Genomic DNA, 15,920 nt, shown 5'->3' on the forward strand with positions numbered 1-15,920 from the left:
TATACTTGAACAATATTTGTTTTATTATATTTAAATCGTTTGGGAAGAATATGGAATTAGTTTATTTGTGGGTTGAAGATTATAAAAATATCAAACAACAAGGTTTTAATTTTTCTCCTAGGTTTGAGTGTAAGTATGATGAAAAGACTAAAGTACTTACAATAGATGAAAAAGAACATATTGAAGATTTTTTTGGCAAAAATATTAATGTCACTGCAATCGTTGGAGAAAATGGGAGCGGGAAAAGTAGTATATTAAGTTGTATTCCAGCTAGAAAAAAAGCTTTTATTGTCATTTTTGATCAGGAGCTAAAAGTTTATACAAGAAATATCAGAGTAGTTTCTTCCTTAAAACCAGAGCGTTTAACTAGTACATTTTATAAAAATATTTTATACTATTCAATGGATCATAAATATTTAAGAGATACAAATAGAAGTATTAATCATATAGTATTAGAAAATACAAATCAGTTAATTACTGAAAATTATTCAAAGCTAAATGAGCTAAATTTTAATTTATTTGATTTTAAACCATATTATATATATTATGAATTGAATGATTTGAAATTAGTTAATGATAATGATGAAATAACAGATAATCAGATGTATAGTATTAAATCATCATTAGGTCGAGATTCTAGTTTTGATTCAGGAATTATCCTTGATACAATAAGAGCAATAGAAAGTATCGAAGATGAATATTTAATATATTTATTAAGTCAGTTTGGAAGTTTAAGTGAATTATTTGAGAATATTGATTTAACAGAAAAACTAGATCCAAAACATGGATACTTGCATATAAATAATGATGAAATACAATCAGAGTTAAAAGATTGTGAAATTCCTTTTTTATCTGAATATGATTTTAAGTTACTCAAAGATAATGAAACTCAAAAAATAAAGATTGAAGAATTGGAAAGTATTTTAGGAGATAGGTATAACAAAATGCTTTTCGATGATATGCATGATGAACTAGATATTAATTATTATTCTTTAAATGGAGCAACTTTTAATTCTTTAAGTCATGGAGAAAAAACTATATATAGTTTTTTATTGAATATAGTTCATTCTAATCAAAATGAATATTTATTATTCTTGGACGAACCAGATAATACATTGCATCCAGAATGGCAAAAAAGATTTCTTAATGAATTGATTCATATTATCAAAAAATTAGATAAAAAAGTTCATATTGTAACTACAACTCATTCTCCATTTTTATTATCAGATGTATCAAAAGAAAATGTAGTTTTTTTAGAAAAAAATAAAGATACTGGTGAATGTATAAATGTGACAAAAATGGTAAATATAAACCCATTCGGAACAAATATTCACACCCTTTTATCTCACGGTTTTTTTATGCAAGAAGGACTTATGGGAGAATTCGCAAAAAGTAAAATAAATGAAATACTAGAATTTCACAAAGAAGTTCAAACTAAAGATGCTGATATAAAAACACTAAAATCAGAATATGAAAACAAACAAAAAAGGTTTTGGCAAACACAATCTATAATGGGAGAAGACTATCTCAAGCAAGTTATAAAAAACCATTTAGTCGAAATAGAAAAGACATTAGATAAGGATAGATATCTTGATAATGAGATTGAAAGAGCAAAAATAGAACTTCAAAAATTAGAGGCAATAAAAGATGCTAAAAATACAATATAGTTCTCTTTGTGAAAATAGTTATTACTACTTGATTGCTAATAGGAAAATGCAAAAGTTTAAAAATATTACTTTTGAATCTTATTATAATAAATATGTAAAACGTAAATTATCAAACTATACTTTAAGAGAAATTCTTTGTGGAGATTTTCAAAAATTGTTGGAGATACAAAATAGTATAGGAAGCAAATATAAATCAAAGTCGAACATCATAAAGCAGTTATTTAACTATGATAAGAAATCAAAAAGTTTTAAAGCTAATACTTCACTGTTTCAACCAAAAATATCAGAATTCATAGAGCAAAACATAGAAGTACATAGTTGCTATTTTTGTAATATAGAGTATATAAATAAGTTTGAAACCTCTAAAGGTGAAATAAAAAACAGTTTTACTTTAGATCATATGATAGATAAAGCCACTTACCCATTTTTAGCACTTAGTTTATATAATCTTATCCCATCTTGCTATACTTGTAATACAAAAGTGAAAGGTAAAGAAGAGATAAAAAAAATATCGCCAAGCGATGAAAAATTTGACTTTAATGACAAAGTTAAATTTAGAACATTTCTTAATAATAAGAACCTACAAATAGAAAAAAATAATGACTTTGAACTCCTATTAAAAGAGGATTTCTCAAACAAATACGATGAATATATAAAAACACTAGAACTAGATAGTAGATATAAATATCATAAAGACAAAGTTATAGAAATGATAAATAAAAGAAGAGACTATCCAGATAGCAGGATAAAGGAACTCTCAGATTTAACTAAAAAGACACAAGAAGAGATAAAGCAAGACCTATTTGGAATATATTTAAATGAAGACTTACACAAGCGACCACTTAGTAAACTTACAAAAGACATTGCAGAGGAGTTAAAACTAATATGACAAACTCAAACATACTAATATACCAAAGTGAAGATGAAGAGCTATTAGAAAATCAAGTTGTTCGGAATATCCGAACAACTGCTATAAAGTTAAAATAAATGACAGAATTCATCCCAAAAAACCTGCCACTACCTCAAACCATAGAAACAATACAAGTCCTAAAAAAACCATCTCTGCAAATAGAGCTTTGGCAAAACTAAATGGTGTGGCTAAAATCATTCCCAATCAAGCTATCTTGATGAGCTCTACCGTGCATCTCTAAATATTTCAGATATTACAAATGATGCTAAAGAAGTGCAGAACTATTCCAAAGCACTTCTAAAAGGTTATGATTTAGTAAAAGAAAATAGGCTTCTTCTTAAAAAGTACATTGCTGAGATTCAGTCTGAGTTAGAACAAAACAATGCTGGTGTTAGAAAGCAAAGCAGAACAAACCTTAAAAATGCACAAACTGGTAAAGTTATTTTCACCCCTCCGCAAGACTATGAAACCATTCAAGCTCTTTTAGATAATTGGAAAATATCGGATTAATGAGCAGTATTAAAATAGGCAGAAATAAATACTTTATAAATTTAGAACTTTTTGAGATACTGAAAAAGGGTATATAAATAATATTTTTACTCATATTAAAATATTATGGGTAAAATATCTAGTTTTTTACCCATATCAGAAACATATGTTAAAAAAATCATAAATTTTACCCATATTAAAAAAGGCAACAAAACCAAAATGAACTCTATAAGCATATTCGGAACAAGCAGCGATGCAGGAAAATCTACTCTATCTTTTGCCATAACCTATCTTCTTCACCATCGTGGCGTCTCTGTTGCTCCTTTTAAAGCCCAGAATGTCTCTAACAACTCACAGGTTACAGATGCAGGCGGTGAGATTGCTATTCCTCAGTATTTTGCAGCAGAGGCTATCGGACTAAAGACCACTCCGGATATGAACCCAGTTTTACTAAAGTCAGGCGGAAAGTCAAAAGCTCATATGATTGTGAACGGTAAGAGCGTTGGAGATAAAGACGTTTGGTCTTACTACCGAGACATTGACAAGTTAAAACCGCACGTAAAAAAAGCATTTTTAAGACTTCAAAAGAAATATGGCTGCATCGTAGCAGAAGGTGCGGGTAGTCCTGTTGAGTTAAACTTGATGGATAAAGATCTCTCTAACATCTACATTGCTGATGAGTTCAACACAAAAATCATCTTGGTTGCTGACATACAAAGAGGCGGTGTCTTTGCATCTATCTACGGAGTCTACCATCTGCTTCCAAAAAAACTTCGCAAAAATGTCATCGGTGTTATTGTGAATAAATTTCAAGGAGACATGTCACTCTTTGATGAGGGTGTAAAGATAATAGAAAAAAAGTTTAACATCCCTGTTCTTGGAGTTGTACCTTTTAGACCTTTTAACCTTGGTTTTGAAGATAGCGAGTCTATCATGAACTATGTTCAAGACACAACAGATGCAAAGATAAAAGTCGGGGTTATCAAACTTCCTCACATCAGTAACTTTACAGATTTTGAGCCTCTTGTAGTGGACAAAGAAGTAGAACTCTCTTTCATCTCAAACGCTGGTGACATGGCGACATGTGACTTAGTAGTAGTTCCAGGAAGTAAAAGGGTTGTGGATGATTTGGCTTGGCTACGTGAGCGTGGCTTTGAAGAAAAACTTAGCTCAGTTGAGCAAAAAGTAGTAGCCATCTGTGGCGGTTACGAGATGATGTTTGAGCGTATTTTAGACCCAGATAAAGTTGAGTCAGATGCAAAGATTACAAAAGGCTTTGGACGACTAAAAGGTGATGTGACTTTTCAGAAAGAAAAGGTTGTAAAAAAAGGGACTTACAGACTCTTTAAATGTATAGTCGATGGTTATGAGATCCATAACGGTATCGCAAAGAAAAGATGTAAGCAGAAGAAAAATCTATACGGAACTTTCATACACGGTCTTTTTGATTCTGACGAGATAAGAGAGCTTATCTTCTGCGAAATAAACCCAGACTACCATGGGTACAACTTTAAAGAGTTCAAAGCAAAAGCCATAAAAGAGTTTGCATCTCATATCGACAGACATATAGATATGGACAAAATTCAAAAAGAGCTAAATGACTAATATCTTAATAGCTCTTTTTGCCTACTTCATAGACAGAGTCTTTGGGGAGTTTAGGTTTATAAAACACCCCATCATAATCATAGGTGAGATAATCACCTACTTTGAAGAGAAATTTTACAAGAACAGCATCTTGGGAGGTTTGTTACTTGTTTTGTTTGTTTTGAGTTTGGTTAGTTTTATATCTATTAGTATCTACCTCTACCTGGGTGAGATGCCTGATGCAGTAAACATTGTAATATCTTCACTTATAGCTTCTATGTTTCTAGCTCATAAAATGCTTTATGACTCAGTAAAAGAAGTTTTAGTTAGCCCAAACAAACGAGAAGTTATCTCTATGTTAGTATCACGCGACACAGAGGGGATGAACGAGAGCGATATATACAAAGCATCTATAGAGACATATGCTGAAAACCTGAGTGATGGTGTCATTGCCCCACTCTTCTATCTCACGCTTTTTGGACTTCCCGGCATCATTATCTACAAAGCCATAAACACTATGGACTCGATGGTCGGATATAGAAATCAAAGGTACGAAAACTACGGAAAAGCTGCTGCAATACTAGACGACATAGCCAACTACATCCCTGCAAGATTAACTGCTATTTTGATTATGACTCTTTTCAAACAAAAAGATGTTTTTTCATTTTACAAAGACGGTAAAAAGCATGACTCACCTAATGCAGGTCATCCCATAACTGCTATGGCTCTTGGTCTGGGCATCTCACTTGGCGGCGATACTTATTATTTTGGAGAGTTAAAAAAGAAACCATACTTTGGCATCGGAAGAAAAGAGATAGAAGAAGAGGATGTAAGAAAAGCTCTCTCTATAAGAAGCAAGATAGATGCAACAGTAGCTATATCACTACTTACTCTAACGTTTGTCTTTATCAAGCTCTTGTAAGAACTTCTTTAGAGCCGGAATGTAAATATCTTTAGATTGTAAAAAACCGTGGTTGTGATCTCCACTTATCTTTACAAAAGTTTTTGGCTCATTTGCATTTCTAAAGACAGCTTCACCAAATCTATATGGAATGATATTATCATCTACACTGTGAACAACTAACATGGGACACTTTATATCTTTTAAGTACTTCGTCGTCTCATACTTAAAACGAATCAGAGGTTTTGGAATATACGAATATATGTCAGACACAAGTTCATTTACTGTAGTAAAAGTCGACTCAAGTATGATGGCTTTTGGTTTTAGAGTGCTTCCAAGATTAGCAGCGATTGTTCCGCCTAAAGATCTTCCAAATATAACTATATTTTCAGGCTTTAAAGCCTTGTTTTTTAAAAGATACTCCCATGCACTTCTTGCATCATCATATGTATTTTGCTCATTTGCGCTTCCCTCGGAGTTTCCATACCCTCTGTAGTCAAAGATAAAGACGTTCATACCCAATGAGTTAAAGAGTTTTATGGAATCGAGACGATGAGAGATATTTCCTCCGTTTCCATGAAGAAAAAAGAGTGTAGTCTTTGCATCTTTTTTTGGAATATACCAAGCATGGAGTTTTACATCGTTATCTACTTCTATAAAGATAGACTCATACTCAAGTCCTATATTATGAGGATTTATATCTACATCTTTCATTGGAAAATAGACAAGTTTAGTTTGGAAGATATAGATCATGGCACTAAAGAGTATATATCCGACTACCAATGTAAGTAATAACATTTTAATCAGTACCATAAATATTCCTTTTTATAGCTCAAGCTCTTTAAATGCTAAGCTTAAAACCTCAGCAACTGCTTCATTTGTCACTTCACCTTTATATACATTTACACCAAGGGCGAGGGATGGATTATTTTTAATCGCATCTACACTTCCTTCATTTGCCAGTTTTCTAACATAAGGGAATGTAGCGTTGCAGAGAGCCAGTGTAGCAGTCTTTGGATAAGCTCCTGGCATATTTGCTACACAGTAGTGAAGAACACCTTCTTCCACAAATGTTGCATCTGTGTGAGTTGTAGGTTTGGAGGCTTCCGAGATGCCACCTTGATCTATAGTAACATCGACCAAGACGCTTCCATCTTTCATAGTTTTTAGCATCTCACGTGTTATGAGTTTTGGTGTTGTAGCTCCACCGTGAATAAGTACAGTACTGATGACTATATCAGCATCTATAAGTTCTTCTCGAAGTTTTTGCTCAGAGTAAATAGCAGTTTTTACATCCTCAAAAACTTCTAGTAGTTTTTTCAGCTTAGGGATTGAACGGTTTAGTACAGCTACATTTGCACCCATTCCATGTGCTATTTTAACTGCGTTAAATCCAACATTGCCGGCACCGATGACTAAAACGTTTGCAGGAGGTACTCCATCTGCACCGCTAATCAAAATACCCTCGCCACCTTTATAACGACTAAGATACTCAGCTGCAACTATTGGAGCCATTCTCCCCGCTATCTCACTCATAGGCTTAAGTAAGGGAAGCTGATTGTCTACTGCTACAGTCTCATAGGCGATGGCACATACTCCATTTTCTACAAGAGCTGAGACAAGTTTAGGAATCGGTGCCAGATGCAAGTAACAAAAAAGTGTGTGTGAGTCATTTAATAAGTCATATTCCGATGGTTGTGGCTCTTTTACTTTTACTATGAGTCTTGCACTAGCGTAGACTTCTTTTAAAGTATAAACTATTTTTGCACCGGCTTCTTCATAGTCGCTATCACTAAAACCACTACCTTCTCCGGCGCCACTTTGTATAACAACGCCGTGTCCATCTTTAACTAAAGATGCTACATTTTCCGGTGTTAAGCCAACACGAAACTCATCAGTTTTCTGCTCTTTTGGAGTACCAATTATCATATATCCCCCTCAACATTTGTAATGTATCTTTAGGAATAGTATACTACTTATGAATATAATATACAATATAAAACTATATGTGAATAATGGAGAGAGAATGAAGCTTACGTTCTTGGGTACCAGTGCCGGAAAACCAACAAAAGAGCGAAATGTATCTGCCCTTGGTCTTGAAGTAGACCAAGACAACAAGTGGTATCTTTTTGACTGTGGAGAAGCCACACAGCATCAACTTCTATACAGTCATCTCTCTATCGCAAAGCTAAATACTATCTTTATAACTCATCTTCACGGAGATCACTACTATGGGCTTCCGGGACTTATATCTTCAAAAAAACTTGACACCTGTTTTAAACCTCTTTGCATCTACGGTCCTGTTGGCATAAGAGCGTTTTTAGAAGCAGCAGTAAAAATCTCTGAGGAAAGTCTTGGTTATAAACTTGACATAGTAGAGTTTAAAAGCGGAGACGAGTTTAAGTTTGATAAGTTTTCACTCAAAGTCCTGCCACTTGTTCACTCCATAGAGAGTTTTGCTTTTTCTATCAAAGAGGATGACATAACAAATAAGATAGATGAAGAAAAACTAAGAGCACTTGGAGTAAAACCATCAAAACTTTACGGCGAACTAAAAAGAGGAAACAGTGCCCAGTTTGAAGGTAAAACACTAAAACCAAAAGAGTTTATGCTTGGTGCGACTCTTGGAAGAAAAATCATCATAGCAGGAGACAACTCAGAGCCTGATATCTTAGGTGATTATCTTCAAGGTATAGATCTTTTAGTACATGAGTGTACTTACACTCAAGAAGTTTTTGACAATCTAGCAATTAAGATATTACATACCACAGCAAAAGACTTGGGTCTTGTGGCACAAAAAAGAGATGTTAAACATCTAATAGCTAATCATATCAATCCAAGGTTCAACAAAAGTGCTAATCAAGATATAGACCTAATCTATGATGAAATAAAACAAAACTATAAAGGCAAACTCTTTATAGCAAATGATTTTGATGTTTATATCCTAAATAGAGATGGTCTTGAAAAGAGCTAAACAAAAGACAATTGCTAATTTAAGTACTTTTATAATTGTTTTCTTTTTAATTTAAAAAATTTAAAAAAAAATTACACTCAACAGTTTCAATTTGAAAAGGCTGTAAATTTTACTAAAAAATCAAATACATATTTTTTTACGACCATATAATGCCGCATAGAACGCACTTTAGGGTTGTTTTAAAATTTATCATCAAGTTTAAAAGAAGATTTTGAACTATTATTTAAAACCAATAATAACACAGTATGAACGTATATTCACAATAAGACAATTATAACAACATGATTCAACAAGCATAAAGGAAAGTTAAGTAATTCTTCTGCTATAATCTTAGATTAATCTATTTAGTAGGAATTTATAATGCTCAAAACGGTCAAGTCTAAAGTAATCACGTCAATTATTTCCCTAAGTGTTATCGGTCTTATCGGTATAATGTATTATCTCTCAAATACTCTTCAACAATTATCAGAAAAAACAGCTAAACAATCACTGACTATGCTAAGTGAATCAATCTTTCAGACAATGACTGGAAGTATGATGATGGGTGATTCTGCTATCGTTCAAGATGCTTTTAAAGCAGCGAGAAAGATAGAAGGGATAGAGAGTCTTAAGATTGCCAGATCTAAAGCAGTTATAGAAGTTTACTCTCCAGATCAAGCATTCACTAATGACGCACTTGTCAGAGAAGTAATAAATAACAAAACTACTAAAGTTATAGAAACTAGTGAAAACGGTCATCATACTATTCGTCTTATCAAACCTATGATTGCCGAGACAAAATGTCTGGCATGTCACTACAATATAAAAGAGGGTTATGTACTAGGTGCTATGGACCTAATCATATCTCTTGACAAAAATGACGCTGACAATGAAGCAACAGAAGCCACTCTTCTTATCTTTCTAATCATCGGTGCTATTATCTTTACTATCGGTGCAAGTGTATTTTTCACAAAAGAGATATTCACTCCTCTTTCAAACCTAAAAGATCGCATCTCTTCGCTAGTAGGTGGAGATAAAGACTTAACTAAAAGATTGTCACACAGACATGACAATGAGTTTGGAGATGCAGCAAAAGAAGTAAACAAATTTATTGAGATGATTCAAGACACTGTCAATGAAGTAAAATCACTCGGTGTTAAAAATACATCTATTGCATCTGAGATTGAACAGTCTAGTCATGTAATTCGTGAGAGTACAGCTCAAGAGCGTGAAATAGTTGCAAAAACAACTCAAAAAAGTATGTCCATAAAAGATCTACTAAGAGAAAATATGCAAGCTTCGGAAGAGACTCAGAAAAATGTTAAAGTTGCTCATGATGAACTTACAACAGCAAAAACTTCACTTACTGAACTAAGCGGTGAAGTAAACTCTTTTGTTGAGATCGAAAATGAACTCTCAGGTGAGCTGGTAGGTCTTAAAAACGATGCTGATCAAGTTAAAGAAGTTTTAAATGTTATCAAAGACATTGCAGAACAAACAAATCTTCTTGCACTTAATGCAGCTATTGAAGCAGCTCGTGCAGGTGAGCATGGACGTGGATTTGCGGTTGTTGCAGATGAAGTTAGAAAGCTTGCTGAGAGAACTCAAAAATCTCTAACAGAGATAGATATCAGTGTCGGTACTATTGTTCAGTCTATCAACGATGTTAGCGATAAAATGCATGAAAATGCGAAAAATATTGAAAGTTTACTTAATATATCAGATGAAGTAGAACGCAAGATCAGTACAACTTCAGATGCCATAAACAACTCAACGACGGTAGCTGACAAGTCAGCAAAAGATACGATTGAGATTTCAGCTAACATAGAAGAGATTATCGAAGATATCAGTAAAATAGATGTGTTATCAACAGCAAATAATACAAGCATTTTAAGTATTGGAGAGGACTTGGAAAAACTAGTCTCAGTTGCTCAGTCTCTTCAATCTACAATAGATGAGTTTAAAAGTTAAAAAAACAAATACTCTGCGCCGGTCTGAGCCTTAAAAGATATAGACGAGAGTATATCACTCTCTTAGGCTAACGTCTATATCCTCTTGTATTTCTAACACCTTTGCCTGTATAGTTTTTCTTAAAACATGACTGGCAGATGCTGTACTTAGAATTTACAGGAAGTGGTGCCGTACAGATTCTACACCTTTGGACAAACTGGCTTTGCTGTAGTGACTCCTCTATATACTTGTTTAAAAGCCATCTTGCCTGACGCGCTTTATGCTCATCTAAAAAGTAGTCTTTAAAACGATAACTAAGCCATAGGTAAAGAGATATCTCTTTAACCATATCTTCTGCTCTTAAAAGCTCATCTGTTGTTCCTGCATAACTTCCGTTTAACACAGGTGGCGTATATATAACAGGAAGTTTTTTCTCCAGTGCCAAGATATAACTCTCAAAAGATGCAACTATATAAGGTGACTTTAGAGTGAGCGGCGCACATGCTAGATGATACTTCGTAGCAATATCTAAGTCGTAAGCATCTACAATCATAGCCGCCTCAAGCATATCATCTAAGTTAGATGCACGAAATGGACCTGTAAATTCCATATTTTCTACAAAGAACTTTAGTATCTCACTAAGTGAGTTCTCTTCTAAGATGCTTGAAACTAGTTTGATATGCTCTAAGTTTGCCATCACTTTAAACGGGATAGTGATCTCTTTTGCTTCTCTAAAGAAGTTCTTTTTTACTATGCGAAGCGCATCTTGATTTAGGGCTCCTACAAAACCTTCTTCATTTAGACCGTAACGACCTGCACGACCTGATATCTGAAGGATTTCAGATGCAAGAAGATTTCTCTGAGTGATTCCGTCAAACTTTTCAGCTTTTGAGAAGAGTATCGTTTTTATAGGCAGGTTCATACCCATAGCTATAGCATCTGTAGCTATAAGTATCTGTGTCTCTTTCTCTCTGAACCTTCTAGCCTCTTCACGTCTAACTTCAGGAGAAAGATTTCCATAGACAACACTAACGCTAAAAAAGCGAGAGAATTCCTGTTTTAATCTCAGCACATCTTTTCTACTAAAAGCGATGATTGCAGTTGCTTCTTCAACATCTTTGGGACTAGTCGGAAGTTCTAAAAGCGTAAGAGGATTCTTTCTCTCAAACTCGATAATCTCAAGCTCTTCACCAAGATACTCTGCAAGTGCAATAACTGCATTCTTACAGTTTGAAGAACCAGTCATGATAATCTCTTTTGCAGGTGCTCCGATGATAGCATTTGCCCATGCCCAACCACGGTCACGGTCATCTAGCATCTGAACCTCATCGATTACACAAACGTCTACATCTACATCAAAACTCAGCATCTCAATAGTAGAACTTATGTGAGTAGCATCTTCGTTTATAAGCTGCTCTTCACCTGTTATAAGAGATGCTTCGATTCCATCAGCTTTTAAGCCTTCATAACCCTCTAGGGCTAAAAGTCTAAGAGGTGCGAGATAGTAACCCGTATCGGCTTGCTCTAGTCTCTTCATGGCAGTATATGTCTTACCGCTGTTTGTCGGTCCAATGTGAAGTGTGAGCTTTCTTCTCATCTCTCTTGCTATCGGGAAAAGATTTTTAAAATCACGGATAGTACGAGCTAAAAGTGCCTGTCTTTGCTTTTTGATAATCTCATCGTGAGTATCTCTAACAAAGTTTCTTACAGTTTTTGTCGCTATCTTTGGAGTGAGATTTAGAGTTGCTCCAAGTCTGTCGAGCAGTATAGGATATATTTTATTGTGCAGTTCTTCTTTACTTAGGTGCAGAAGTGTCGCATAGTGTTCACACTCTTTTACAAGCTCTTGCAAGCTTTCTAAAAAGTCTTCTTCCTGATGTTTTTGCGCATCTTCTATAACGGCACTAAAGTCAAGTGCTTTAGACTCCCAAATATCTTGTAGTAGTCCATTTAACTCTATGTGAAGTTCTAAAATATAGTTATGGTTTATATCTGAGTAAGGAAGTGCGATAGTATGATCTATGCGAACTAAGAGTTCCTCATCATGCAGTTCCAAATCTATGACATCAAGAGCTGTTGAAATGATAGATGCTAAGACACTCTCTTTTAAAAGAGGGTAAGAAGTTTTAGCCTTTGGCGGAGAGGCACGAAAAGCGGTAACTATCTCTTTATGAGTTAAGAATTCATGCTTCTTTGGCAAATTTTTTATAAAAGTGTTTATCTCGTTTTGTTTTGCCTGGACTATCTTCTCTTTGTCATCTGTAATTTTAGCGATTAGGACTTCATCTTCATTGTTTTGAATATAGTCATCGCCATATGCTTTTGTACTAAGTGTAAGTATCTTATGAAAGCTTTGTCCGTAGAGGACGTAGTGCAGAGATGCATTAAACTCTAGAGTGTCATCTGTATCAAAGATGCCATCAAGAGCCTTTTCCAGTCTCATTCTTTTTTGCTCAAATCTTATATGTTTGAGTTTTGACTCCAGTTTGGCGATGGTAATCTTTTTACTTCTTACCTCCATAAAAGCTTCGCGAAGTAAAACTGCTTCTTCTTGTGTAACATCCAGCTCTTCGAGCATGGCATCTATCTTATCTGACCTATCTAGATTGGGTGCTTTTTCTTTGTCTGATTTATAAAGCTTATTATCTCTTTCAAAAAAGTTTAGTATGTCTGAACGGTAGCCGGCATCTGCTTCACTCCAAATCATACGCGCTGCTTTTACAAGCACCTCTTTAGAGTGTTCGATATCGTAGATGCCAAGAGTAGAAAACATCTCACTAAGAGTCTCTGCACTTACTCTCTCAACCCCAACATCAAAAGGGTCGTCATCGAAATATTTTTTTATTCTCTGATTTATTTTACTGTTTTTTTTATTTTTATGTCCCATGTGAAATTGTAGCTATAAATGGGTAAATTGGTGCTTTATCTCACCTGTTCTAAAGGTAAAGGTTCAGATAGGTAATAACCCTGTGCATAGTCGATGTTAAGTCCGCACACAATATCAAAAATTTCTTTAGAGTGTACAAATTCTGCAACTGTTTTCATATTTAACTTTTGTGCAAATATAATAATCGTCTCTACAACAAGTAGTGAATTTTTATCTGTATCTATATTTTTGATAAGTGAGCCGTCTATTTTTATGTACTCAGCTTTCATTTTAGTCATATGTATAAAATTTGCAAACCCGCTTCCAAAATCATCAATGGCGATATCAGCCCCATACTTATAAACCGTTTTTATAAACTCTTGAACAAGTACTTCATCTTCCATCTGTTGAGTTTCCAGTATCTCAAAAGTCAACTGTTTGGCAATACCGTACTCTTCTATCTTTTTAAAAATAAAGTCTCTGGTATCTCGGTTTAATATATCTTCAAATGAAAGGTTTATGGTAAAAGAAAATCCATTCTTCTTGAAAAAAGAGAAAGTTTTTTCAATCATTATTTTTGTGATTTCTGGATAAAGTTTTATTTTCTGTGCTATTTCTAAAAATGTAAATGGACTTAGCATTGTTCCATCATCATCTCTAAGTCTTACAAGAGCTTCATACTTTTTTATAGCTCCTGTTTTTGTACAATATATCGGTTGAAAATAGGGAATTATATTGTCAGTTTGAATTGCATTTCTCAACTTGCTTGCCATTTTGAGATTGGTTTCATAATGCTTAACAAGCATCAGAGATTCATCAAAGATTAAATAGTTTTTATTTGAACTTTTTGCAAGTTTGAGTGTCATATCTGCATTTATAAGGCCGGACTCATCTTTTGTAATCATAGCCGCACCCATTGTTACATCTACGTTTATGATGTACTCATTGACGTTTATACTAGTGTTTTTGATAGAGAGTAACAATTTTTCAATAACATCTTCAAGCTCTTTGGTGGTATATGTTTTTTCTAAAATAAAAGCATACTCATCCGAAGGCAATTTAAATACAGTCGCCTCTTCTTCTCGTGCGTACTCATTTAAAACTGAAGCAATATTTTTTAAAACCAGATCTCCAACACTGTGACCATAAAAATCATTCACTAGTGTAAAGTTATCAATATTGAGTAAAAACAGCATCTTGCCAAAATGACTTGGTAGTTCTTTTAAAAGTTTTGAACGGTTTGGCAGTTGTGTTAGTTTTTCTAAGTATGCTTGCTTATAAATATACTCTGTACTCTCTTCTATACGAGATTCCAGTGTGTTATTAAGATCTTCTAGTTCATTTGACACATAATTAGCCAGATGCGAAATTGCATGTAAAGGATTGGTATCAAAAGATTTATTATCTACAACTTCATTTTTTTTATCAAAATATGTTTCTACACTACTTTCTGAAAGTGCCAATACAGTCATCGTTTCATTCAATAACTGATTTTTAGAATCAGCATGATAGAACTCTCCATATGTAAAAAATCCTGCTGTTGGAGCTATATTTGAAAATGGTTGAATCTCTTTTTCTATATGACTACCGATAAATCTTCGTCTTGCCATACAAGAGTAGATAAAAAATGCTTCTGGTTGATACTGACTTCTTTGTAAAATATTGTCTAAATAATAATTACCATATTTAATAATCATCTCAACATTACCTACTCCAAAACGAACGATCTCTCCCTCTGCAATGTTTCCAGAAAATGTGAGTGAACCATCATCATGCCTTAGGATTACGGCACGACCTATGGAGACACCATCTCTATTGAGTATCAGCGGAAATTCTATACCAATCTGAGGTAAAGACTCAGAGAGCTCCTCTCCTAAATATTTGGCGTATAAATTTACTGCCGGTATTCCGTCAATCTCATAGACTCTGTTCTTAACTGCCTTGGTGATTTGTAACTTCTTACCAATCGGCAGCCAATCAAAACTGTAATCAGTTGTAACTTGCAGAGTTTTGCTATTGAGGGCAACTCCAAGTACACCGTTTGAAGTAATATCATTTTTGTCAAATATGAATGTTTTTTCAAGCCTGCCGTTATCTCCGGCCATTCCACCTGCGATAATAATATTATTATTAATAGACTCTATACCTTTTATATACTCTTCTCCATTGGTGTAGATACCATCAGTAAAAGTAATTAAGAGCTTTGTGTTTTCACTAATAAGAGTTGAAGCAACTGTTTTTCCTAACTGGAAATTATCTCGGTTGCTATCACTATTCTTTATCAATATTGACACCAACTCAGTTGTTTCAAAGCTTGAGAAGACAATTGTACTTTTATCTTGTGGGTAAATATTAGTGTTATTTATTACTCCATCACTTGTACTGCCAATAAGAGTAGCTTGAGGAAACTTTGATTTAAAAAAGGCTTGAAACTCTCTAATAGTAGCAGTATCTGTTGTTCCACTAAAGAGTTGTATCAGAAGTCTAGAACTGTCTTTTATACTGTTTTTTTCAACAAAAATTTCTATGTCACTGCAAGATGTAATAGCTTCTGTGAATGTCTTCATGAGATATTTTACAACAATAATATTAAAGTAAAA

11 protein-coding genes are annotated in these 15,920 nt (G+C 34.0%); 7 read left to right on the forward strand and 4 right to left on the reverse strand.

The annotated features are described in order from the left end of the window. Window positions 1-50: 50 nt before the first annotated feature. From ABZC13_RS05625 to cbiB, 5 genes are all read left to right on the forward strand, one after another. On the forward strand, window positions 51-1,667 hold the full coding sequence (locus tag ABZC13_RS05625) for an AAA family ATPase (RefSeq protein ID WP_373001195.1): 1,617 nt from the start codon (window positions 51-53) through the stop codon (window positions 1,665-1,667). After that, a complete protein-coding gene (locus ABZC13_RS05630) occupies window positions 1,648-2,556 on the forward strand; it encodes a hypothetical protein (RefSeq protein WP_373001198.1) in 909 nt (302 codons plus the stop codon). The genes ABZC13_RS05625 and ABZC13_RS05630 overlap by 20 nt, the downstream gene beginning before the upstream one ends. A 294-nt stretch (window positions 2,557-2,850) precedes the next feature. Further along, window positions 2,851-3,087 carry a hypothetical protein gene (locus ABZC13_RS05635; RefSeq protein WP_373001200.1) on the forward strand — a complete coding sequence of 79 codons (237 nt, stop codon included), beginning with the start codon at window positions 2,851-2,853 and terminating at the stop codon, window positions 3,085-3,087. A 198-nt stretch (window positions 3,088-3,285) separates the two neighbouring features. Then, window positions 3,286-4,671, forward strand: coding sequence for a cobyric acid synthase (locus ABZC13_RS05640; protein ID WP_373001202.1), 1,386 nt, complete (start codon window positions 3,286-3,288; stop codon window positions 4,669-4,671). Then, window positions 4,664-5,572: an adenosylcobinamide-phosphate synthase CbiB gene (gene cbiB, locus ABZC13_RS05645; RefSeq protein WP_373001204.1), complete on the forward strand. Its 909-nt coding sequence runs from the start codon at window positions 4,664-4,666 to the stop codon at window positions 5,570-5,572. Before ABZC13_RS05640 ends, cbiB begins: the two co-directional genes overlap by 8 nt. On the opposite strand, the gene ABZC13_RS05650 is transcribed toward cbiB, so the two are convergent. Both ABZC13_RS05650 and ald read right to left on the reverse strand, forming a co-directional pair. Next, window positions 5,543-6,364, reverse strand: a complete 822-nt coding sequence (locus ABZC13_RS05650; protein ID WP_373001206.1) for an alpha/beta hydrolase — start codon at window positions 6,362-6,364, stop codon at window positions 5,543-5,545. The genes cbiB and ABZC13_RS05650 overlap by 30 nt on opposite strands. A gap of 12 nt (window positions 6,365-6,376) precedes the next feature. After that, window positions 6,377-7,480 carry an alanine dehydrogenase gene (gene ald, locus ABZC13_RS05655; RefSeq protein WP_373001208.1) on the reverse strand — a complete coding sequence of 368 codons (1,104 nt, stop codon included), beginning with the start codon at window positions 7,478-7,480 and terminating at the stop codon, window positions 6,377-6,379. A gap of 97 nt (window positions 7,481-7,577) precedes the next feature. Between ald and ABZC13_RS05660 the strand changes: the two genes are divergently transcribed. Further along, window positions 7,578-8,525 (forward strand): MBL fold metallo-hydrolase, encoded by a 948-nt coding sequence (locus tag ABZC13_RS05660; protein WP_373001210.1) that lies wholly within the window; start codon window positions 7,578-7,580, stop codon window positions 8,523-8,525. A 360-nt stretch (window positions 8,526-8,885) separates the two neighbouring features. Further along, window positions 8,886-10,475 (forward strand): methyl-accepting chemotaxis protein, encoded by a 1,590-nt coding sequence (locus ABZC13_RS05665; protein ID WP_373001212.1) that lies wholly within the window; start codon window positions 8,886-8,888, stop codon window positions 10,473-10,475. Window positions 10,476-10,542: 67 nt separating this feature from the next. Here ABZC13_RS05665 and ABZC13_RS05670 read toward each other — a convergent pair whose 3' ends face one another. Then, window positions 10,543-13,341 (reverse strand): SUV3 C-terminal domain-containing protein, encoded by a 2,799-nt coding sequence (locus tag ABZC13_RS05670; RefSeq protein ID WP_373001214.1) that lies wholly within the window; start codon window positions 13,339-13,341, stop codon window positions 10,543-10,545. Between the two features lie 35 nt (window positions 13,342-13,376). After that, window positions 13,377-15,887, reverse strand: a complete 2,511-nt coding sequence (locus tag ABZC13_RS05675; protein ID WP_373001216.1) for an EAL domain-containing protein — start codon at window positions 15,885-15,887, stop codon at window positions 13,377-13,379. Between the last annotated feature and the right edge of the window lie 33 nt (window positions 15,888-15,920).

The sequence above is a fragment of the Sulfurimonas sp. genome, from assembly GCF_041563035.1.
Classification (GTDB): Bacteria; Campylobacterota; Campylobacteria; order Campylobacterales; family Sulfurimonadaceae; genus Sulfurimonas.